This is a genomic window from Brenneria sp. g21c3, assembly GCF_040240345.1.
In the GTDB taxonomy this organism is placed as follows: domain Bacteria; phylum Pseudomonadota; class Gammaproteobacteria; order Enterobacterales; family Enterobacteriaceae; genus Brenneria.
Genome location: NZ_JBEIAB010000002.1, coordinates 488,216 through 510,311, shown reverse-complemented (window position 1 = coordinate 510,311; position 22,096 = coordinate 488,216). Strand labels below are relative to the sequence as shown.

The window sequence follows — 22,096 nt, the reverse complement described above, 5'->3', positions numbered from 1 at the left end:
GCGGATACATCAATCAATGATTTCATACTCTTTTCCTGCTTTATTTTCGCCTGCCTATTTTTCGCCGAAAAATAGGCGGCACGAGAGGAATATTAAAATAACAAGCTGATTATGATTAAGATCATTCTTTGGAAAAACCGACTAAGGCACGCGTCTCGTCGTTAATTCATCCCATCGACTTCAGCTCAAGTATAATTTTTTTCGTTTGCTAACTCACTGTGCAACCGCCCAGTTTTTCAGCGCATAAAAAAGATTAAATAAGTCATCAGCCCAAACTATTGAGAGATATTTCACGAAAACATCTCTTGCCGATGACATATTCACTGCGCGTTATTTATGACGTTATCGGGCGCCGGATATCCTCGTGTAAAAATACCCGGCTCAGGTGGTTGTTATTGTTTAAAGGGCGTTAATTCAATACGTTTTATTTCGCCCACGATGAACAGATAACTAACGATGGCGACCAGCGCATGAATACCGACATAAATCAGACCGCCGTTGAAAGAGCCCGTCATGCCAATGATGTAACCAATGGCGATCGGCGTCACAATTCCCGAAACGTTGCCGAACATATTAAACAGACCGCCGCTGAGTCCGCTGATTTCCTTCGGCGCGGTATCCGCCATGACCGCCCAGCCCAATGCGCCGATACCTTTGCCAAAGAAAGCCGCCGCCATTACCGCCACAACTATCCATTCGGTTTCGACATAGTTGCAAATCACCATCGACATGGAGAGAAACATGCCGAGAACGATGGGGGTTTTACGCGCAAAGGTCAGGGAGTTGGTGCGGCGCATCAGAAAATCAGAAATCACGCCGCCCAGAACGCCGCCGACAAAGCCGCAGATAGCGGGAACGGAGGCAACGAATCCGGCCTTAAGGATCGACATGCCGCGAGCCTGCACCAGGTAAACCGGGAACCAGGTGATGAAAAAGTAGGTTAAGGCATTAATGCAATACTGTCCGATGTAAACGCCGATCATCATGCGTGATTGCAGCAACTGCTTAATCTGATGCCATTTTTCACCTTTTTCTGTGGTTTTTTTGACGCCTTGCGCATCCATGTTAGTCAGCGCGCCGCCCGCTTCAATGTAATCAAGCTCAGCCTGATTGACGCCCGGGTGATCTTTCGGATCGTGAATCACTTTCAGCCAGACAAAGCTGAGAATGATGCCGAGACCGCCCATAAACCAGAATACATGAGCCCAACCCACCGCATGGGTCAGCCAGCCCATGATCGGGGCAAAAATCACCGTGGCGAAATATTGTGCGGAGTTAAATATCGCCACCGCCGTACCCCGTTCCTGAGCGGGAAACCAGGCGGCGACAATACGGCTGTTCCCCGGGAAGGAGGGCGATTCACAGAGCCCCACCATAAAACGCAGCAGGAACAAGGAAATAACAATACCAGCGCCGCTGAATAGATCGACAAACCCCTGTAATAAAGTAAAAAGCGACCAGGTGAAAATGCTATAGAAATACACTTTCTTGGAGCCGAATTTGTCCAGCAGCCAGCCGCCCGGGATCTGCCCGATGACGTATGCCCATGAAAACGCGGAGAAGATATAGCCCATGCCGACGGCATCAAGACCAATTTCTTTGGACATGGCCGAACCGGCAATGGACAACGTGGCGCGATCGCCATAGTTAAACGAGGTGACAATAAATAACATCACGACAATCCAGTAGCGGGCGTTTGTTCTCTTTTGCATCGCGCCGGCTGCTGAGCTTACTGTATTCATTATGAACTCCTGCTTTATCGCGGTTAGCTCATTCATTCCGAATAACAAATGACATTGTAGGGTTATCAGAATGAAGATATGTGGATATTGAATTCGCGTTCTTATTTTTCGCCAATAGCCCGGCTATATAGCAGCGAAATAATTAATAGACAGCTTTCACTCGCTGTACGAGTATAATTTTTAATTCTCTGCCGCTCACTAGGGAAAAGCACAACATTAAAAATTTCATTTTTGATATATTGGTGCATTTGCCCTATATAATGGGAGATGGTTCACGAAAACAGCATTTTACTCATCATAATTCAGCACCGACTTATTTCCTCAGCCGTTAAAAAACAGACGCGTAAACATTGTGATCGACCTCACCAATGGCTGTACATTCGCCCGATAAACGAGAGGTCAAATAATAACATTTCATTCAATTGCATAATGTGTAGGCCACGGGCGTTGACGTATACTGATCAGTGAGCGATGTCGTAAATCATAAAAACCCATGTCATAGGTGATATATTAATCACAAAGGCTTGCATCATGTCATATAAATCAAAGAATAATGCGGTAATCGAGCGACCACTTTATATTAAGGTTCATGCATCCGATAACGTCGCCATTGTCGTTAATAACGATGGCTTATGCGCCGGCACGCAATTTGATACGGGATTGAAACTAATTGAGCATATCCCTCAGGGACATAAAGTCGCGTTGGTTAATATTGCCAAATCCGGCCCTATTATCCGCTATGGCGAAATCATTGGCTATGCGTTAAAGGATATTCCGCAGGGCAGCTGGATTGACGAATCCCTGGTCGAACTGCCCCAGCCCCCGGCGTTGAACGCGCTGCCGTTGGCAACCAACGTTCCCGCCGCGCTTCCTCCACTCGAGGGCTATACTTTTGCAGGCTACCGAAACCCGGACGGCAGCGTCGGCACGAAAAATCTGCTTGGCATTACCACCAGCGTCCATTGCGTAGCGGGGGTGGTTGATTACGTGGTCAAAATTATTGAACGCGATCTCCTGCCCAAATACCCGAATGTGGACGGCGTAGTCGCGCTGAATCACCTGTATGGCTGCGGCGTCGCCATTAATGCGCCGGCGGCGGTCGTGCCGATCCGCACCATTCACAACCTGGCGTTGAACCCTAACTTTGGCGGGGAGATCCTGGTTGTCGGCTTAGGTTGTGAAAAGTTGCAACCGGAACGCCTGTTGGAAGGAACGCCTGATGTACAGGCTATTTCACTCGATGAGAGCAGCATTGTCCGTTTACAGGATGAACATCATATCGGCTTCAAATCAATGGTGGATGATATCCTGGCCATGGCCGATCGACATCTGCAACAATTGAACCAACGCCAGCGTGAAACTTGCCCGGCCTCTGAATTGGTGGTCGGTATGCAGTGTGGCGGCAGCGATGCCTTCTCCGGCGTAACGGCGAATCCGGCGGTGGGTTTTGCATCCGATCTGCTGGTACGTTGCGGCGCTACCGTGATGTTTTCAGAAGTGACCGAAGTGCGCGATGCGATTCATCTGCTCACCCCCAGAGCGATTAACCAAGAGGTTGGCAAACGTCTGCTGGAAGAAATGGCCTGGTATGATAATTACCTCGATAGCGGCCAGACCGATCGCAGCGCCAATCCCTCGCCGGGCAACAAAAAAGGCGGGCTGGCTAACGTGGTGGAAAAAGCGCTGGGTTCTATCGCCAAATCCGGCACCAGCGCTATCGTTGAAGTGCTGTCTCCGGGACAGCGTCCCAGCAAACGCGGCCTGATTTATGCCGCAACGCCAGCCAGCGATTTCGTTTGCGGCACGCAGCAGTTGGCTTCCGGCATTACCGTTCAGGTGTTTACCACCGGCCGCGGCACGCCTTACGGCTTGCTGGCCGTTCCCGTCATCAAAATGGCGACCCGAACGGAACTGGCTAATCGCTGGTACGATCTTATGGATATTGACGCAGGCACCATCGCCACCGGCGAAGCAACCATTGAAGATGTGGGTTGGCAGCTTTTCCATTTTATTCTGGATATTGCCAGCGGTCATAAGAAAACCTGGTCCGATCAATGGGGTCTGCATAACGCGCTGGCCGTTTTCAACCCGGCGCCAGTCACCTGACTGTTATTGCCTATAATATGGCCGGATATATTCCGGCCATAATGCTTATTTTCATTTTCCGGTGAAATATCAATTTTACCGCCATCATCTTTAGATATATGAGCAAATAATCCACACAAACCTCATAATGAGCAACATCCAAGATAATATTTTGATAACAAATTAAAAACGGTCGCCTCATTTAACACAGGCCGACGTTTTTACTGCCGATGCTTATCACTTCCTGTCACGCGCGGGTAATAACGATTTTTCACCAGCCGATTTTTTAATAATTAAACGAATGCATTGACATCAGGATCCCCGTCGTCATAAATTTACAATACTTGACATGCCGATGAATATATTCCGACATTGATCTTAAAAAAAGATCGCAGTCTGGATAGCAAGGCGCGATAAAAATCAGCGACGCCTTTATTACAATAACGGCATATATTCCCCATAAATTTCACGACGCGCCAACATAATAGTAACGTGAATAATGGAAATATAAGTTTATTTAATGCATTTCAGCAGATTAAGCGGCGAAATTTCAGCTTATGGCGATGAAATATTGACTAATTTACACAGCAAAATACCCAAAACGACGTTGCGGCTTTAAAGCCGTATGGGTATGCACATTCTGGGGTTTTCGATGAGATTAAATACGCCTGTTACACAGCAGGAGTATCTGTTGGATATGGATACCATCTTGATGTCCACAACGGATACAAAGAGCCATATTACCTACGCCAATTCCGCATTTATCAACGTCAGTGGTTTCTCTGAATCCGAATTACTCAATCAGCCACATAATATCGTGCGTCACCCGGATATGCCGGTCGAAGCATTTGCAGACATGTGGTTTACCTTAAAGCAAGGCGATAGCTGGACCGGGCTGGTAAAAAACCGGCGCAATAATGGCGATTATTATTGGGTTAGAGCGAACGTCACGCCGGTTTATCATCAAAATCAACTTACGGGGTATATCTCGGTGCGCAATACGCCGAGCGCGGATGAAATCAAACTGGTTGAACCCCTCTATGCCGCAATGAAGAAAAAGCAGGCCGGGAAACGTAAATTTTATAAAGGATTAGTGATTCGAAGCGGTATCTTCTCCCCGCTCTCGCTCTTACAAAAATTATCCGTCCGCTGGCGCCTGCGTCTGGCGGTGCTGACCGCCGGCATTATTCCCGCGCTACTCGCGCTGGTCGGCATTAATCCGCTATGGCTGGCCGCGCTGACGCTGCCGTTGATTCTGCTGCTGGACGCTTTCCTGCAACAGCAGATCGCACGACCGCTGAAAACCATCCTGAAACAGGCTCAGGATGTGGTCTCCGGCCGTAAAGGAAAAACCATACGCCTGAATCGGGTTGATGAGATCGGCCTATTGATGCGGGCAGTCAACCAGTTCGGGCTCAATCTGCACTCGCTGGTCGATGATGTCGGCACGCAGGTAAAAGGCATGACGGAAGTCAGCCACCGGCTGGCGGAAAACAATATCGCGCTGAATACCCGCACGGAGGAGACATCCGCCAACCTGCAACAGACGGCGGCGGCCATTGAGCAAATTACCGCCGCGGTACAGCAGAGTTCCGAAACGGCCGCACAGGCGACGCAGATGGCGGAAACCGCCAGCCGGTCGGCCATCAAAGGCGGAGAAATCATGAAAGAAGCCATCGGTATGATGGATTCCATTTCCACGACCAGTAATAAAATCGTCGATATCATCAGCGTGATCGACAGCATCGCCTTTCAGACCAATATCCTGGCTCTGAATGCCGCCGTAGAAGCGGCGCGGGCCGGCGTGCAAGGCAAGGGATTTGCCGTGGTGGCGACGGAAGTCCGCAATTTGGCCCAGCATTCGGCATCCGCCGCGAAAGAGATTAAAGCGCTGATTAACGATAATGTTAAAAGCGTGAAGTCCGGGGAAGAGAGGGTGGAAAATGCCGGCAGACATATCAGCGATATTGTGAATGAGGCGCTGCAAGTCGCGACGATGATCAAAGAGATCAGCCATGCCGCCCAAGAGCAAACCTCGGCGCTGGGATTGATCAATACCTCGATAGCCCATATCGAGGAGATGACGCAACGTAATACGGATATGGTGGCGCAATCAACGGAAACCGCCGAAGGCTTGAACAATCAGGCGAAACGCTTAAACAGCGCGATTAATGTTTATGGACGTTAATTAATATTTCCAAATATTAAAGCTGGGGAAAATTTGACCGATACTAATAAGGTTGCCATCAGGAATTTTTACGTTGAGGATAAAACGATGTCTACCTATTCCAATTCTCTGGCTTTAGTTTCTGCTATCGCGCCGATAACATCCAGCACAGCTAATGATGTCGACCAACAGGTTACACAGCTAAATCAACGCATTAATCACCTTAACGATAAGCTGTCGCAACTCAGCGTCCCTGCCGCCAGTGGCGATAACAGCATCCAGGAGCAGAAACAGATTATTCAGGCTCAGTTGGTCGCGCTCCAGTCGCAGATAGCCGCCTTGCAGCAGGGACAGCAAGTTACGCCGACGACAACGGACACCAGCGCGTCGGCAGCCCAAGACACGGTCGCGGCGCCCTCGGGAAATAACCGGCTCGATCTTTACGTGTAATGTCGCGATTCGCTATGCGGATAGGCGGCGGAAATACCACTGACAGTAAAAAATGGCGCGGCAGCAAAGGGGCGGCAATCCGGCAGGAAACATGTTTTGTTACATGTATTACGCAATACTGACGACAACCATGCGCCTTGACAACCTAATTCTCCTCAATGCTTGCAGGTAATTACCGATAATAAACTCACACTATGCGTGATCTTTATTAGGAGGAAAAATGTCCGGCATCAGTGCAATTTCATCAGCGACTTCATCTGCGGGCGGCGCGTCGCAGAGCTATACCCAGAAGATTAATCAGCTCAACCGGCAGCTTGAAAAGTTGACCGAGCAGCTTAAAGACGTCGCGCAATCATCGGAAGACGCAGAAACGACCGCAACCAAAAGCGAGGCACTACAGGCGCAGATCCAGGCGATTGCAGCGCAGATCGCGCAGCTTGAAGCACAGCAGGCGCAACAATCCGCAGAGGACTCGAATGGCGGTGCGGCCGCGCTTTCCGCCAAGGGCGACGGCGTTAACCGTCCGACGGACGAAAACCAGATTAACGTCTATGTCTAACGATCGGTAGCAGGCAAGGCATGACGCTCATGCCTTGCCATTTTTCTTCAACGGTTTAACCAACCCTTGCAGACCCTCTATTTTGATCGCCAGCGTAACTTGCATCAACTCGCCCAGACGCCCTTGCGGAAATTCGCCTTTACGGGCAAACCACAGCAGATACTCTTCCGGGAGATCGATAAGCGCACGCCCCTGGTATTTACCAAACGGCATCGGCATATTGGCAATCTCGATCAGGTCTTCTTTTTCCACGGGTCAGGCTCCCAGCAAACGGATCATTTCGGCCTCATCGATCACCGGGATCCCCAGTTCCTGCGCTTTGGTCAGCTTGGATCCCGCCGCTTCGCCCGCAATCACCATATCCGTTTTCTTCGATACGCTGCCGCTGACCTTCGCGCCCAACGCCGTTAGCCGATCTTTGGCTTCATCGCGGGACAGAATACTCAGCGACCCGGTCAGCACCAGGGTCTTGCCGGCAAACGGGCTGTCAATCTCATCAACCTTGACCACCGTCGGCGCCGGCCAGTGAACGTTTATGCCATCGGGATCGGTTAACTCGCGGATCACGTTTTGGTTGTGCTCTTCCTCAAGGAAATGACGCACATGCGTCGCCACCACCGTTCCCACATCGGGAACCGCCAGCAACGCCTCTTCATCCGCGGCGGATAGCGCCTCAAGCGAACCAAAATGCGCCGCAAGGTTGGCCGCCGTCGCTTCCCCGACATCACGGATCCCCAGGGCGTACAGGAAGCGCGCCAGCGTGGTGCTTTTCGCTTTTTCCAACGCGCCGACCAGGTTTTGCGCCGACTTCGGCCCCATACGATCGAGACCGGTCAAGATGCCGGCGCTCAGTCGGAAAAGATCCGCCGGCGTTTTGACGTACTCTTTCTCCACCAGTTGATCGATAATCTTGTCTCCCATGCCGTCGACATCCAGCGCCCGGCGGGAAACAAAATGCTTCAGGGATTCTTTGCGCTGCGCCCCGCAAATCAGTCCCGCGGTGCAGCGGGTGACGGCTTCGCCTTCAACACGCTCGACGTCAGAACCGCACACCGGACACGCGGCGGGGAACAGGATCGGCCGGGTATTTTCAGGACGCTCCGACTCCACCACGCCGACAATCTGCGGGATCACATCGCCGGCCCGGCGCACAATCACCCGATCGCCAATCTGTAGACCAAGACGTTCAATTTCATCCGCGTTGTGCAACGTCGCATTACTGACCATCACCCCGGCCACCGCCACCGGCTCCAGACGCGCCACCGGCGTAATCGCCCCGGTACGGCCCACCTGAAACTCAACGTCACGAACCCAGGTCAGCTGTTCCTGGGCCGGGAATTTATACGCCACCGCCCAGCGCGGCGCGCGGGCGACGAATCCCAGCCGCGCCTGCAAGGCCAGATCGTCGACCTTGACCACCACGCCGTCGATATCAAAGCCCAGCGAGGCGCGCTGCTGCTCGACGTGGCGGTAAAAGTCCAGCACTTCGCCGCTGCCGGTGCAAAGCTTGATACGATCGCTGACGGGAAGCCCCCAGGCTTTGAATTGCATCAAACGCCGCCAGTGGCTGGCGGGCAACTCGCCCCCTTCCAGCAGGCCCACGCCGTAACAGAAAAAGGTCAGCGGGCGTTTGGCCGTAATGCGGGGATCGAGCTGACGCAGCGAGCCCGCCGCCGCATTGCGCGGATTGGCGAAAACTTTGCCGCCGGTGCGGCGCGCTTCTTCGTTCAGTTGTTCGAAACCGCGGTGTTTCATGAAAACTTCACCGCGCACTTCCAGACGACGTGGAATGTTGTCCCCGCGCAAACGCAGCGGGATCGCCTTAACGGTGCGAATGTTGGCGGTGATGTTCTCACCGGTCGTGCCGTCGCCGCGCGTTGCCGCCTGCACCAGCACGCCATCCTCATACAGCAGACTGACCGCCAGACCGTCCAGTTTCAGTTCACAGCAGAACGTCAGGTCTTCGGCATTTTTCAGCCGATCGCCAATACGTTTGCTGAACGCCAGATAGCTGTCTTCATCAAAGACGTTGTCCAGCGACAGCATCGGCACTTCATGGCGCACCTGCTCGAACGCCGCCAGCGGCGCGGCCCCGACGCGCTGAGTCGGCGAGTCGCTGGTCACCAGTTGAGGATAGGCCTGTTCCAGACTTTTCAGCTCTTGCATCAGCCGGTCGTATTCGGCATCGGGAATTTCCGGCGCATCTTCCACGTGATACTTGTATTCGTGATGGCGCAGCAATGCGCGCAGTTCTGCTATCCGTGAGGTTGCCTCACGTACTTCGGCTGACTCTAAATTCAATGGATTCATACCTGTTTCAGTCAGTTACTCAGACTTACCGGCTTTAATGGCGTTAATAATATTGGTAGTGGAACAGCCGTCTTCAAAATTCAGCACTTTGACTTCGCCGCCATTGGCCCACACTTCTTCGCTGCCTGCGATTTCATGCGGCTGATAATCGCCGCCTTTTACCAGAATATCCGGCAATACCTCGGCAATCAGACGCTGCGGGGTATCTTCCTCGAACGCCACCACCCAGTCGACGGACTCCAACGCGCCCAGCACGATCATGCGCTGCGGCAACGGATTTACCGGTCGGGTCGGCCCTTTCAGGCGCTTGGTCGAGGCATCGCTGTTGACGGCGACAATCAGGCGATCGCCCAGTTTACGGGCGTTGGCAAGGTAGGAGACGTGTCCCGCATGTAAAATATCAAAACAGCCGTTGGTCATGACGATCTTCTCGCCACGCTGACGCGCGCGCGCCACGGCGTCCTTCAGTTGCTCCTCGCTCATCACGCCGAAACCGCTATCCGAGCGGCCGCGAATGGCATTTTCCAGTTCGATGGGCGTTACCGTCGAGGTGCCCAGCTTGCCGACCACCACGCCCGCGGCGGCATTCGCCAGGAAACAGGCCTCTTCCAGCGGGTTGCCGGCGGCCAGCGCCGCGGCCAAAACGCCGATAACCGTATCGCCGGCCCCGGTCACGTCATACACTTCCTGCGCCTGGGTCGGTAAATTCAACGGCGCTTTACCCGGTTGCAACAGCGTCATACCCTGCTCGGAACGGGTGATCAACAGCGCGGAAAGCTGGTAATCAGCCACCAGTCGCATACCGCGCTCCACCAGTTCCTGTTCATTTTTACAGCGCCCGACCACCGCCTCGAACTCAGACAGGTTGGGCGTCAGCAACGTCGCGCCCCGGTAACGGGAAAAATCGGTGCCTTTCGGATCGATCAGCACCGGCACGCCCGCCGCCTTCGCCGTCTGGATCATCGTCTGTACGTGGGTAAGCGCCCCTTTTGCGTAATCCGACAAAACCAGCGCGCCGATGTTGGGCAGCGCCTGCTGGATACGCTCAATCATCGGCTGCGGATCGACGCCGTCGAAACCTTCTTCAAAGTCCAGTCGAATCAACTGCTGATTACGCGACAACACGCGCAGTTTGGTGATGGTCGGATGCGTAGGCACCGAAACAAAATCGCACCTGACGTTGACTTCGTTCAGTTTGGCGCTCAACGCCCGCGCGGCGTCATCGATTCCCGTCAGGCCGACCAGGCGTGAAACCGCGCCCAGGGAGGCGATATTCATCGCCACGTTGGCTGCGCCGCCCGGACGTTCCTCAATCGTATCCACCTTCACCACCGGCACCGGCGCCTCAGGTGAAATCCGGTTGGTCGGGCCATACCAGTAGCGGTCCAGCATCACATCCCCAACCACCAATACGCCCGCACGGCGGAAATCAGGCAGCGTAACTTTCATTCCATACTCCAAGCTCATTTCGCATAATGCGCGTCATAATATCACAGGACGGATTATTACCATTAAAAAGCGCATCCGGGCTCCACGGAATGCGAAGCGCTTCTCAACCCAGCCATTGGTTCCAGCTTTGCTGAACCTGTTGCCGCTCGGCCATAAACTTATCCGGCCCCACCCGTCCTGATATTTCCTGCAACGCCAGATGGTGCAGCTCATTGCGCATCGCGACGTAGGCCCGCTTCAAGGCATCGGCCTCGCGCTCCTCCATCACGCCATACTGCGCCATCATGTCCAGTATGCGCACATTATCCGACCAGCGGGTCAGGCGCGGCTCCTGCGACGCATAGCGCAGCACCAGATACTGGACGATAAATTCAATGTCGGTGATCCCGCCGGCGTCCGTCTTCAGGTCGAACAGGCTCTTATCCTTATTCGCCAGATGCTGGCGCATTTTTTCACGCATCTCGCGCACGTCGGTACGCAGTTTGTCGCCGTCGCGCGCGCGGCAGAGAATATCGCGCCGAATGGCCTCGAACCGCCGCTGAACGCCGCTCTCGCCGTAAACCATACGCGCCCGCACCAGCGCCTGATGTTCCCAGGTCCAGGCCTCGTTATGCTGGTAATCATCAAAAGCCTCAAGCGTACTGACCAGCATCCCCGCGGCGCCCGAAGGCCGCAGACGCGCATCCACCTCATACAAAATGCCCGATGAGGTGCGCGTACTGAACAGGTGCATCACGCGCTGGGCCAGCCGCAGATAGAACTGGCGGCCATCGATACTGCGCTCGCCATCGGTCATGACATCGGGCGGACAATCCAGCAGGAAAACCAGATCCAGATCGGAGCCGTAGCCCAATTCCCAACCGCCCAGCTTGCCATAGGCGATGACCGCAAAACCGCGCCCTTCGCGCTGCTGCAAATGCGCGGGCTGACCGTAACGGGCGACCATCAGCGACCAGGCCTGCTGCACGACGGCGGCGATAATCGCTTCGGCCAGATAGGTTAAGTGATCGCTCACTTTCATTACCGGCAGCGCGCCGGCGATATCGCCGGCGGCGATACGCAACAATTGCGCCTGTTTGAACTGGCGCACCGCCTCCAGTTGTTGCTCCTCATCCTCTTCCGGCACGCGCATCAGGTACTGGCGCAGCTCATCGGCATAGGCTTCCGGCGCGGTCGGTTGATAAAGCGTGGCGGGATCGAGCAACTCATCCAGCAGCAGCGGATAACGCGCCAGTTGGCCGGCCACCATCGGCGAAGCCTCGCACAGCCGGACGAGCTGCGCCAGCGCGGGCCGCGACTCCAGCAGCAGTTCCAGATAGGTGGTGCGGGTGACAATCCCCAGCAACAGAGGGGTCAGGCGAGATAAAATGATATCCGCATCCTGCCGGGCGCACACTTCCGCCAGCAGGCTGGGCATCAGTTGATCGAGCACGTCGCGCCCGCGCGGGCCGATCGTCCGCTTGGCGACGTCATGATGAAAATCGACGACCTCGCGCAACAGTTTCTCACGCACGCTTGCCGTCAGGTGCGGGGTCAGCAGGGCCAGATCGGCATAATCCAATTTGTCCTGCCACAGGCTGCGATAGCTGTCGTGTTCGGGAATATCGTTATTGTCCGGCGCATCATCGCCAATCAAATCGTCAAACACGCGGCGGACGCAGAGCGTGTGACGCGCCAGCGCCTGTTCCAGCGCGGGCCAGTCGTCAACCCCCATCCCCCACGCCAGCCGCGACCGATTCAGCTCATCGTCGGGCAATGTCTGCGTTTGCTCATCGGCAATCGCCTGTAGCAGATTTTCCAGACGGCGCAGAAAACAGTATGCCTCGCTGAGCTCGGCAATCTGAGGCGGCGCCAGTAGTCCCAGTTCGCCGATATGCCGCAGCGTGGGCAGCAGCGCCCTTTCCTGTAGCCCCGGCTCGCGTCCGCCGCGGATAAGTTGAAAAACCTGGGTGATAAACTCGATTTCACGAATGCCGCCCGCGCCCAGTTTGATATTGTTACGCAAATCCCGCCGACGAACTTCGCGGGCAATCATGCCCTTCATGTTACGCAACGACTGAATCACGCTGAAATCGATATAGCGCCGAAAGACAAAAGGCCGCAGCATGCTGCGCAGCTCCTGACTGTATCCATCTTCCGCCCCGCCCAGCAGACGGGCTTTCACCATCGCATAGCGTTCCCAGTCCCTGCCCTGTTCCTGATAATAATCCTCCATCGCGGCAAAACTCAGCACCAGCGGGCCGCTATCGCCGAACGGGCGCAGCCGCATGTCGACGCGATAGACAAAACCATCGACCGTGGGCTGATCCAGCACCTTGATCAGCCGCTGTCCCAGCCGGGTAAAAAACTGCGCGTTATCCAGCTCACGCCGCCCGCCCTGGGTCTGACCGCTCTCCGGATAGGCAAAAATCAGGTCGATGTCGGAGGAGAAATTCAACTCGCAGCCGCCCAGCTTTCCCATCCCCAGGATCAGCAGCGGCTGAGGAATTCCCCGCGCATTGACGGGCGCGCCCCAATCGCGGCAGCAGGCCTGATACAGCCAGTCGCGCGCCGCGATAATCAGCGTTTCCGCCAGTTCGCTCAGCTGCCGCAAGGTTTGTTCCGTGCTACTGGCGCGTACCACCTGCGACCAGGCGATCCTGACCAGCATATGGCGGCGAAAACGCCGCAGCGCGCTCATCAGCGCCGTTTCGTCGTCGATGCCGCTCAGCGTCTGATTCAGCCACTCAGGGTAATGCCGCCACTCATCCGGCTGCGGCGGCCGGCGGTGAATATCCTGCCGCCAGTCCGGATAACGCGTCAGCGCGTCACTGACGAAATCGCTCATCGCCAGGACGGCAAGCTCGTTCTCCGTTACCGGAACCGGGTCCGCGGCGGCTTCCCGCCAACGTAATAAAACCCGTTGGGACTGTTGCGCCAATAACGGCGGCAAAGACGGCAAAGGATAGATCGACATGACTGGTTCCCTTGAGAGGTTACCCGCCGTCAATAGCGGGTAAACGCGGTTAACGGTTAATTCCCGGCGCTGTGTAGCCAGAATGGCGGCTGTGCCAATGCCTGTTTACGGCAGGTTTCCAGATACGGCGATGGCGTGTGATCGACTGATAACTGTTCAATCGACTCGATTAACGCGCGCCAGCGCGCCATATACGCCTCCACCTGCTCAGTCGGATAGGCGCCGGATAACAGTTGCAGCGCGCAAATATTGCGTTGTAAACGCGGCAATTGCTGTACATATTGCACTTCGCTCAGGGTACTGTTGAACGTGTGTTTCAGTTCGGCGGAACTGCGTCCCAGCATGATGTCGGCAAAACGTTTGTAAGACCCCTGTAACTTGATGCGCTCTTTATTATCCATATAGCTGCGCCAGCCGGCTTCAACCAGCCATGAAGTAAGCGCCAGCTTACTTTGCAGATACTCTACGCTGTAGCACAGACTTTCCGCCGCCTCCGGCCCCTGAACCTTGTCTTCCAGACTGGCGAGCGCCGCGCGAAACAGGGTCGTCACCTTCCGGGGAATCACGCCGCCGACCAGCACCAGCATTTCGCGGATCAGCGCGCCGGCCTGCGGCAATGCCTTACGGGCCTCGGCGTTGCCGCGCACCCAAAGCTCTTCATGATACTGCCAGTGGCTGAGCGCGTATTCCAGCGCCGCGCCGATGGCCTGATCGATAGTGGCCTTGGGCTCCAGGGTAAGGATGCCCGCCGGGCGGCATTCACGCGCAGGATTGCCTTTAGCCAGATGATAGCCGCGCGCGGCTTTACTGAGGCTTCCCTGGCGCAAACCGCCAAATTCGGCGATTTCCGTCGCCAGTTCAAACAGGTCCGACGTTTGTCCCAGCTTCAGCTCCATCTCAAGTTCGCTTAACGGTTCACTGAGTTCGCCTGCGCGGATCTCGCCGCGATCAAGCGCAACCTCAATCACGCTTTGATGATAAGTAACCACCCACTTCTCACGGGTAAAGTCCGTGCTGAACAGCGGATTAAGCGACGGCTGAAGCGCGCCCGGATCGCAGTTTTCCGGCCAGATTTCCGCCGGAAGCAGGCTAAGATCCAACGCCGCTTTCTCCAGCGCGACATTATATTCAGGGTGCTGATGCAGCCCGCCAATCACTTTACCGGCGGTTTTCACCGTCATCTCATAGCGTTCGTTCTCGCCGCGAATCCGCAGACCGATACCCTGCTTGCGCAGGAAGCCGTCCGCCGTCTCATAATAGGTGTTCGTCAGCCGCCGGGCATGCAGATGCTCCGCCTGACTGTACTCGCTTTGCCAGGCGGACAACTGCTGTCGTAACGACTCGACGCTGTCGCGATGAACAATAAATTTCAGTTCGATTTCTTCACTCATAACATTTACCAGACCGGACCCGGACTCCATCAAATTTACGCCAGTAAATAACATTTTACTTCACCTTGCCACCTTTGCGGCGACCGTTGATTTTTCACCGGCGGCGATAGGCTTAAACAGGATTCGCGCCGCGACAAAAACATCGCGCGCCGCTCAAGGGAACGACCGGCGAACCAAGAGTGAGAAAGTTCTCATTCAGGTTTAATCATTGCCTCGTCAGACTTAAGCCTCTACTATCATCCCATGACTTACGCAACCTGATGATCTTATGCAGAAATTACGCCTGATTTTTTTTACCTTAATGACCTTTACCCTAAGTTTGACCGCTCATGCTGATGAACAACGTTATATTTCCGATGAGTTGCTGACCTATATCCACAGCGGCCCCGGCAATCAATATCGTATTATCGGTACGCTGAAAGCCGGCACGCCCGTGACGGTGCTCAGTATTAATCAGGACGCGGGCTATGCGCAGATCCTCGATGATAAAAACCGCACGAGCTGGATTGCGCTCGATCAGTTGAGCGAAACGCCAAGTCTGAAAACCCGGGTGCCTGAATTGGAAAATCAGGTTAACGATTTGACGGCAAAACTGAACAATATCGATCAGACCTGGAACCAGCGCACGGCGGAAATGCAGCAGAAAGTCGCCGCCAGCGACGATATTATCAACGGGTTGCGTAATGAAAATCAGGAGTTGAAGAATCAGCTGATCGTGGCGCAGAAGAAAGTCAGCGCCGCGAATGTCCAGCTTGACGATAAACAGCGAACCATCATTCTACAGTGGTTCCTGTACGGCGGCGGCGTGGCAGGCGCCGGACTCCTGCTGGGCCTGCTGTTGCCGCACATTATCCCGCGTCGCAAGAAGAATGACCGGTGGATGAGTTAACGCTATCCAACACCCGTTACGGTAATGTTGCGCAAAAATGGTAATATGTCATGAATATGACGATACATTCACAGGAGCCCGACGTTGAATATTTACCTTGTCGGCGGCGCAGTACGGGACAGTCTGCTTAATTTACCCGTTACCGAACGAGACTGGGTTGTGGTTGGCGCAACGCCGGAGCAAATGCTTGCTCAGGGCTACCAGCAGGTAGGAAGAGATTTCCCGGTATTTTTGCATCCGGTCAGCCATGAAGAATATGCGCTGGCCCGTACCGAACGAAAATCAGGCAACGGTTATACCGGTTTTGTCTGCCACGCGGCGCCGGACGTCACGCTGGAGCAGGACTTGCTGCGCCGCGATCTGACCATTAACGCGATTGCCCGTACGCAACAGGGTGAACTGATCGATCCCTATCATGGCCGCCGCGATCTGGAAAATCGCCTGTTGCGCCATGTTTCCGACGCCTTTAGTGAAGATCCGCTGCGCGTATTGCGCGTGGCGCGTTTTGCCGCCCGCTTCGCCGACCTTGGTTTTCAGATTGCCGATGAAACGCTGGCGCTGATGCAAAAAATGACGCGCGAGGGCGAACTGGCCTATCTGACGCCGGAGCGCGTCTGGAAAGAAACCGAGAAAGCGCTCGCGACCCAATCCCCGCAGGTTTATTTTCAGGTGCTCAGAGAGTGCGGCGCGCTTGGCGTACTGTTTCCTGAAATCGATAAGCTGTACGGCATTCCGGCGCCGGCCAAGTGGCATCCTGAAATCGATACCGGCATTCATACGCTGATGACGCTGGCCATCGCCGCCCGTCTCACCCCGGACGTCGACATCCGTTTCGCCACCCTGTGCCACGATCTCGGCAAAGGACTGACGCCGCCCGAACTTTGGCCGCGCCATCACGGTCACGGGCCGGCAGGGGTGAAACTGGTTGAGGCATTATGCGAGCGGCTGCGTATTCCCAATCACATTCGGGATCTGGCGAAGCTGGTCGCGGAATATCACGATCTGGTTCACACGGTGCAGCAATTGCAGCCCAAAACGTTGCTGAAGCTGTTTGATGCGCTTGACGTGTGGCGTAAGCCGCAGCGGCTGGAACAGTTGGCGATCACCAGCGAAGCCGATGCCCGCGGACGCACCGGCTTTGAAGAAAGCGCCTATCCGCAGGGCGATTATCTGCGCGCGGCCTTTCGCGTCGCAAGCGGCGTTGCCAGCGCCGCCGTGGTCGCCGACGGTTTTCAGGGCATTGAAGTTCGCAACGAACTGAATCGCCGCCGCATCAAGGCGTTGGAACAATGGAAGGCACAACAGGCGAATAACGCTCCGCCGGCCGCATAAGCCAACAGTAAAAAATAAAAAGCCGCGCCATGGCGCGGCTTTTTACTTTGCGAACGGCTTACAAAAACACCACATACACCGCCGCCGCGACAAAAAAGCGATAGATGGCGAAGGGGACGAAAGAGATACGTTTAATCACCTGTAAGAAGGTCTTAATCGCAATCAGCGCCACGACAAAGGCCGTGATAAAGCCCACCGCGAACATCGGCAGATCGCTCAGCGTCAGAAAATGCCAGCTCTTGTAAAGGTCCAGCGCCGTCGCGCCCATCATCATGGGAACCGCCAGAATAAAAGAGAACTCCGATGCCGCATAGCGACTGACGCCCACCAGCATACCGCCGGAAATGGTGGCGCCGGAGCGGGAAAAGCCCGGCCAGAGCGCTAAGCATTGAAAACAACCGATCATAAACGCCTGACGATGCGTAATATCATCCAGCCCGACCGCGCGCGCTTGCCGGGGCTTTAACCATTCCGCCGCCAGCAGCAGAAAACCGCCGACGACCAACGCGTACATCACATTTTTGGGTTCGAACAGCGATTTGATCACATCGTGAAAAATCAGGCCGAGCACCACGGCCGGGATCATTCCAAGCAGGATATGGCTCAGTTTCAGACGACCGGCGGTATGGCCTTCATGGGGAACCTGGCCGAAATGGATACCGATAAGGCCGAATAAACGACGCCAAAACATCACGACGACCGCAAGAATCGATCCTAACTGGATAATGACCTCAAAGGTTTTTGCTTTGTCATCCGCAAACCCCAACCAATGACCGACAATAATCATATGGCCGGTAGAGGATACGGGTAAAAACTCAGTCAATCCCTCAACGACACCGAGAATAAATGCAATAAATAATGAGTGCAGATCTGTCATCTAAAATACCTTGCGTATGATAACCGTGAGATCATAAAACGTCGTGCAGCCATGATCTGAAAGCGCCAACAGCCCGTGCGCCGTGCCACAAAAAAGCGGCAGCGCTGTTTGGCGAGCCGCTTCAAAATGTTATAGACCTCACAGATTACGTTTTTGTTGTACGCAAATCAGTAATAATTCAAAAAAATCAGATTTATCGCTTTCCACGCTCAATAATCACGCCGACCTGACGCGCCTGCGCCACCGCGCCGGGCTTACAAAGCTTAATGCGCAGCCAGGGGATGGCGAAACGCTGCATCAGCATCGTCGCCACTTCTTCCGCCACGCGTTCAACCAGCGCAAAGCGCTGTCCTTCGACCAGCGTTATCACCGCATCGCTGACATCGGCGTAACTCAGGCAGTCGTTAACGTCATCGCTTCCCGCCGCCTGACGGTTATCCCAGCCCATTTCGATATCGAACACCAATTTCTGCCGGATGGTCTGTTCCCAGTCGTAAACACCAATCGTGGTAATTACAGTAAGTTCTTCAATAAATACGATATCCATCACGCCATTCTCTGTTTTTGTCGTTGTCGGATACCACTTCCGACGGATTATGCGTATTATCCACAGATGCGAAGAGTAAAACGACCCTTATTAAACGACCTTCTAAACATCTTTCTATTAAACGGAACCGCGTTATGAGTGCTACCGCGCTTGGTATGATATTAATCGCGTATCTGTGTGGCTCCATTTCCAGCGCGATTCTGGTCTGCCGGATCGCCGGGCTGCCGGATCCTCGCGAGCAGGGTTCAGGCAATCCCGGCGCCACCAACGTCCTGCGTATCGGCGGCAAATCCACCGCCGCCACCGTGCTGATCTTCGATATATTAAAAGGCATGTTGCCCGTCTGGGCGGCGTACGCGCTGGGCGTTCCCCCTTTATATCTGGGGCTGACCGCCATCGCCGCCTGTCTCGGTCATATCTATCCGGTATTTTTTCATTTTCGCGGCGGCAAAGGCGTCGCCACGGCGTTCGGCGCCATTGCGCCCATCGGCTGGGATCTCACCGGCCTGATGACGGGAACCTGGTTGCTGACCGTGTTGCTCAGCGGCTATTCCTCGCTTGGAGCGATCGTCAGCGCACTGATCGCGCCGTTCTACGTCTGGTGGTTTAAGCCGCAGTTTACCTTCCCGGTCGCCTTGCTTTCCTGTCTGATATTGGTGCGTCACCATGATAATATTCAGCGCTTGTGGCGTGGGCAGGAAAGCAAAATCTGGCGCAAACTGCGCAGGAAAAAACGCGCTGACGATGCGGATGTTTAAGACAAATCACCATTCCCGCCGCGACGGGAATGGTCGGTCGATAACAATACCCCGTCAGACTCAATACCGGCCTATCGCCGCCAGTTCCTGACGCGGCAGTTTGAATACCGCCATACTTTCCGCCAGTTGACGCGCCTGTTCTTCCAGCGAACGCGTCGCCGCCGTTGATTCCTCCACCAGCGACGCATTCTGCTGGGCCGCTTCATCCATCTGCGACACGGCGACATTGACCTGTTCGATACCGTGACTCTGTTCACGCGACGCGCTGGAGATCTCCCGCATCAGGGTGGTCATGTGCGTCACGACCTCAGAAACCTTATTCATGATGTCGCCGGTCGTTTCCGCCATTTGCGTCCCTTCCCTGACCCGCTCCTGAGAATCCAGCATCAGCGCTTTGATTTCTTTGGCGGACTGCGCGCTGCGCTGCGCCAGGTTCCTCACCTCGCCGGCCACCACCGCGAAGCCCCGCCCCTGCTCGCCGGCGCGCGCGGCCTCCACCGCGGCGTTCAACGCCAGTATATTGGTCTGGAAAGCAATACCGTCGATAACGGCCAGAATATCGGCGATATGCGCCGAGCTTTGAGAGATAAGGCTCATTCTCTCAACCATCTGTTCGACCGCATTGCTGCCCTGTCCGGTGATATCCGCAACATTCTGCGCCAGACTATATGCCTGCTCGGCATTCTCCGCGTTCAGTTTCACCGTCGCATTCAGCTGTTCCATGCTGGCCGCGGTTTGCTCGATGGAGGCCGCCGACTCTTCGGTGCGCGCCGCCAGATGCGTATTGCCGATGGAGAGTTCGCCGGTGCCGATGTCAATCTGTCCGCCAGCGTCGCGCACCCGGCCGACCGCCAGCGAGAGCGAATGCTGCATGTTTTTCATCGATTGCATCAGGCGGCCAATCTCATTGTCGCCGCCATCCTCAATCTGATGCGTCAAATCGCCATGAGAAATAAACTCCAGCTGTCGCACCGCCTTGCCAAGCGGGAGCAGAACCAGATGTTTCAGCGCAACCCAGGCAATCAGCGCCATCGCCAGCGTCAGCGCGCAGGCGATGCCAATCGTGGTCAACCGGCTGACGGCGAAAGATTCCGCGTCAGAGACCATCTCCTGCCCCACCTGCAAGGCAAAATCGCGAAAAGCGTTATTGGCTTTATCCATATCGGCGCTGAGAGGAGGAACCACGTTTTGCAGCAGGCTGTAATATTCATCCACGTTGCCGCGCTTCAGCGCGTCGATCATCGGCTGAATACCCAGATCGATATAGACGGCATACTGTTTTTTGATGTCTTCGAGCAGCTTCTTGCCATGCGCCGTCACGGCGCCGTATTCAAGGAGCCGCGCCATCTCCTGACGGGAAATCACCGCATAGTCCTGCGCCCGCGCCACCGACTCTTCGGCCTTAATCCGCTCGCCGGCCACCATCTGCCGGGCCGCCAGCGCGACCCCGGTTCGGGCGCGCAGCGAAGCGGTGTAACTGCCCGCCAGCGCGCTCAGCTCTTTGCCCTGAATTTTGTCAATCGTCGCAAGCGATCTTTTCCCCTGATTGATGGAGCTGATGCCAATCGCGCTGACCAGCAGCAAAAGCAGCACCATGGCGCCTAAAAGAACCAGCAAATTCACCTTAATGGTGATATTTTTTAACATCACATCCTCCTGAATTTATAAAAATCAATCCTGTAAAAGCAGCAAATCGCCAACGAAATTTGCAGCAGGCCATCTATCGGATGCCGATCTCTTAAGCTTTAACCCGCCATAGGGTTTAGTAACTTAATAACGAATTAATAAGTTTGTTACATTTATCTATAAGTTATTACACTCTGCGCGCGGCGCTGGCGGGAAAACGGCAGGCGCTAAAAATCGAGGACATCAAGCGCGTTTTGGCTATAATGACCGCCACTCCATTTCAGGTTTGAAGAGAAGGAAACCGACATGAGTCTGAACAATGTCCCGGCGGGTAAAGATCTGCCAGAAGATATCTACGTCATTATTGAAATCCCGGCTAACGCCGATCCGATCAAATATGAAGTTGATAAAGATAGCGGGGAGCTGTTTGTAGACCGCTTCATGTCTACCGCCATGTTCTATCCATGCAACTATGGCTACATCAATCATACTCTGTCGCTGGATGGCGACCCGGTCGACGTACTGGTGCCGACGCCGTATCCGTTGCAGCCGGGCGCGGTGATCCGTTGCCGTCCGGTCGGCGTACTGAAAATGACTGACGAATCGGGTGAAGACGCCAAGCTGGTCGCCGTGCCGCACAGCAAGTTGACCAAAGAATACGATCACATCAAAGACGTCAACGATCTGCCGGAATTGCTGCGCGCGCAGATTACTCATTTCTTTGAACATTACAAAGATCTGGAAAAAGGCAAGTGGGTAAAAGTGGAAGGTTGGGAGAACGCCGAAGCCGCTAAAGCGGAAATCGTCGCCTCCTTCGAGCGCGCCAAGAAATAAAAACCTTCCTCCATCATGCCGGCGTAAGCCGGCATGCCAGACTATCTACCGAACCAGAACGGTGAGAATGAAATAGAATAGAAGAGTAAAGCGTCTTTACGATCTATCCATTCTCACCGCTCGC

The 22,096-nt window shown here is 54.7% G+C and carries 17 protein-coding genes; 8 read left to right on the top strand and 9 right to left on the bottom strand.

Annotated features, from left to right (window positions below):
- Positions 1-392 precede the first annotated feature (392 nt).
- Complete coding sequence (locus ABRZ28_RS04920; RefSeq protein WP_319604530.1) at positions 393-1,742, bottom strand: MFS transporter; 1,350 nt, start codon at positions 1,740-1,742, stop codon at positions 393-395.
- A 531-nt stretch (positions 1,743-2,273) separates the two neighbouring features.
- On the opposite strand from ABRZ28_RS04920, the gene garD reads away from it, so the two are divergent.
- The 4 genes from garD (at position 2,274) to ABRZ28_RS04900 (ending at position 7,003) form a co-directional block, all read left to right on the top strand.
- Entirely contained in the window at positions 2,274-3,848 is a 1,575-nt protein-coding gene (gene garD / locus ABRZ28_RS04915; protein ID WP_319604529.1) for a galactarate dehydratase, read from the top strand.
- Positions 3,849-4,479: 631 nt separating this feature from the next.
- A complete protein-coding gene (locus ABRZ28_RS04910) occupies positions 4,480-6,015 on the top strand; it encodes a methyl-accepting chemotaxis protein (RefSeq protein ID WP_319604528.1) in 1,536 nt (511 codons plus the stop codon).
- Between the two features lie 87 nt (positions 6,016-6,102).
- Complete coding sequence (locus tag ABRZ28_RS04905; RefSeq protein WP_319604527.1) at positions 6,103-6,444, top strand: FlxA-like family protein; 342 nt, start codon at positions 6,103-6,105, stop codon at positions 6,442-6,444.
- Positions 6,445-6,664: 220 nt separating this feature from the next.
- Positions 6,665-7,003 (top strand): FlxA-like family protein, encoded by a 339-nt coding sequence (locus tag ABRZ28_RS04900; RefSeq protein ID WP_330519633.1) that lies wholly within the window; start codon positions 6,665-6,667, stop codon positions 7,001-7,003.
- A gap of 27 nt (positions 7,004-7,030) precedes the next feature.
- On the opposite strand, the gene ABRZ28_RS04895 is transcribed toward ABRZ28_RS04900, so the two are convergent.
- The 5 genes from ABRZ28_RS04895 to ABRZ28_RS04875 form a co-directional block, all read right to left on the bottom strand.
- Positions 7,031-7,255, bottom strand: a complete 225-nt coding sequence (locus tag ABRZ28_RS04895; RefSeq protein ID WP_319604525.1) for a DUF3820 family protein — start codon at positions 7,253-7,255, stop codon at positions 7,031-7,033.
- 3 nt (positions 7,256-7,258) lie between these two features.
- A complete protein-coding gene (ligA, locus tag ABRZ28_RS04890) occupies positions 7,259-9,313 on the bottom strand; it encodes an NAD-dependent DNA ligase LigA (RefSeq protein WP_319604524.1) in 2,055 nt (684 codons plus the stop codon).
- A 15-nt stretch (positions 9,314-9,328) separates the two neighbouring features.
- A complete protein-coding gene (hldE, locus tag ABRZ28_RS04885; RefSeq protein ID WP_319604523.1) occupies positions 9,329-10,762 on the bottom strand; it encodes a bifunctional D-glycero-beta-D-manno-heptose-7-phosphate kinase/D-glycero-beta-D-manno-heptose 1-phosphate adenylyltransferase HldE in 1,434 nt (477 codons plus the stop codon).
- Positions 10,763-10,865: 103 nt separating this feature from the next.
- A complete protein-coding gene (gene glnE / locus ABRZ28_RS04880) occupies positions 10,866-13,718 on the bottom strand; it encodes a bifunctional [glutamate--ammonia ligase]-adenylyl-L-tyrosine phosphorylase/[glutamate--ammonia-ligase] adenylyltransferase (RefSeq protein WP_330519632.1) in 2,853 nt (950 codons plus the stop codon).
- A 56-nt stretch (positions 13,719-13,774) separates the two neighbouring features.
- Entirely contained in the window at positions 13,775-15,109 is a 1,335-nt protein-coding gene (locus tag ABRZ28_RS04875) for a CYTH domain-containing protein (RefSeq protein WP_330519631.1), read from the bottom strand.
- Positions 15,110-15,377: 268 nt separating this feature from the next.
- On the opposite strand from ABRZ28_RS04875, the gene ABRZ28_RS04870 reads away from it, so the two are divergent.
- Entirely contained in the window at positions 15,378-15,998 is a 621-nt protein-coding gene (locus ABRZ28_RS04870) for a TIGR04211 family SH3 domain-containing protein (RefSeq protein ID WP_319604520.1), read from the top strand.
- An 84-nt stretch (positions 15,999-16,082) separates the two neighbouring features.
- The gene (locus tag ABRZ28_RS04865) at positions 16,083-17,330 is read left to right on the top strand and encodes a multifunctional CCA addition/repair protein (RefSeq protein ID WP_330519630.1); all 1,248 of its coding nucleotides are present in this window, start codon (positions 16,083-16,085) and stop codon (positions 17,328-17,330) included.
- A gap of 58 nt (positions 17,331-17,388) precedes the next feature.
- Here the strand turns inward: ABRZ28_RS04865 and bacA are convergent, their stop codons facing one another.
- Positions 17,389-18,207: an undecaprenyl-diphosphate phosphatase gene (gene bacA / locus ABRZ28_RS04860; RefSeq protein WP_330519629.1), complete on the bottom strand. Its 819-nt coding sequence runs from the start codon at positions 18,205-18,207 to the stop codon at positions 17,389-17,391.
- Between the two features lie 193 nt (positions 18,208-18,400).
- On the bottom strand, positions 18,401-18,754 hold the full coding sequence (gene folB, locus ABRZ28_RS04855; RefSeq protein ID WP_319604517.1) for a bifunctional dihydroneopterin aldolase/7,8-dihydroneopterin epimerase: 354 nt from the start codon (positions 18,752-18,754) through the stop codon (positions 18,401-18,403).
- A 134-nt stretch (positions 18,755-18,888) separates the two neighbouring features.
- Between folB and plsY the strand changes: the two genes are divergently transcribed.
- Complete coding sequence (gene plsY / locus ABRZ28_RS04850; protein WP_330519628.1) at positions 18,889-19,512, top strand: glycerol-3-phosphate 1-O-acyltransferase PlsY; 624 nt, start codon at positions 18,889-18,891, stop codon at positions 19,510-19,512.
- A 60-nt stretch (positions 19,513-19,572) separates the two neighbouring features.
- Here the strand turns inward: plsY and ABRZ28_RS04845 are convergent, their stop codons facing one another.
- Positions 19,573-21,159, bottom strand: coding sequence for a methyl-accepting chemotaxis protein (locus tag ABRZ28_RS04845; RefSeq protein ID WP_319604515.1), 1,587 nt, complete (start codon positions 21,157-21,159; stop codon positions 19,573-19,575).
- A gap of 285 nt (positions 21,160-21,444) precedes the next feature.
- Between ABRZ28_RS04845 and ppa the strand changes: the two genes are divergently transcribed.
- Positions 21,445-21,972 (top strand): inorganic diphosphatase, encoded by a 528-nt coding sequence (gene ppa, locus ABRZ28_RS04840; RefSeq protein ID WP_319604514.1) that lies wholly within the window; start codon positions 21,445-21,447, stop codon positions 21,970-21,972.
- Positions 21,973-22,096 lie beyond the last annotated feature (124 nt).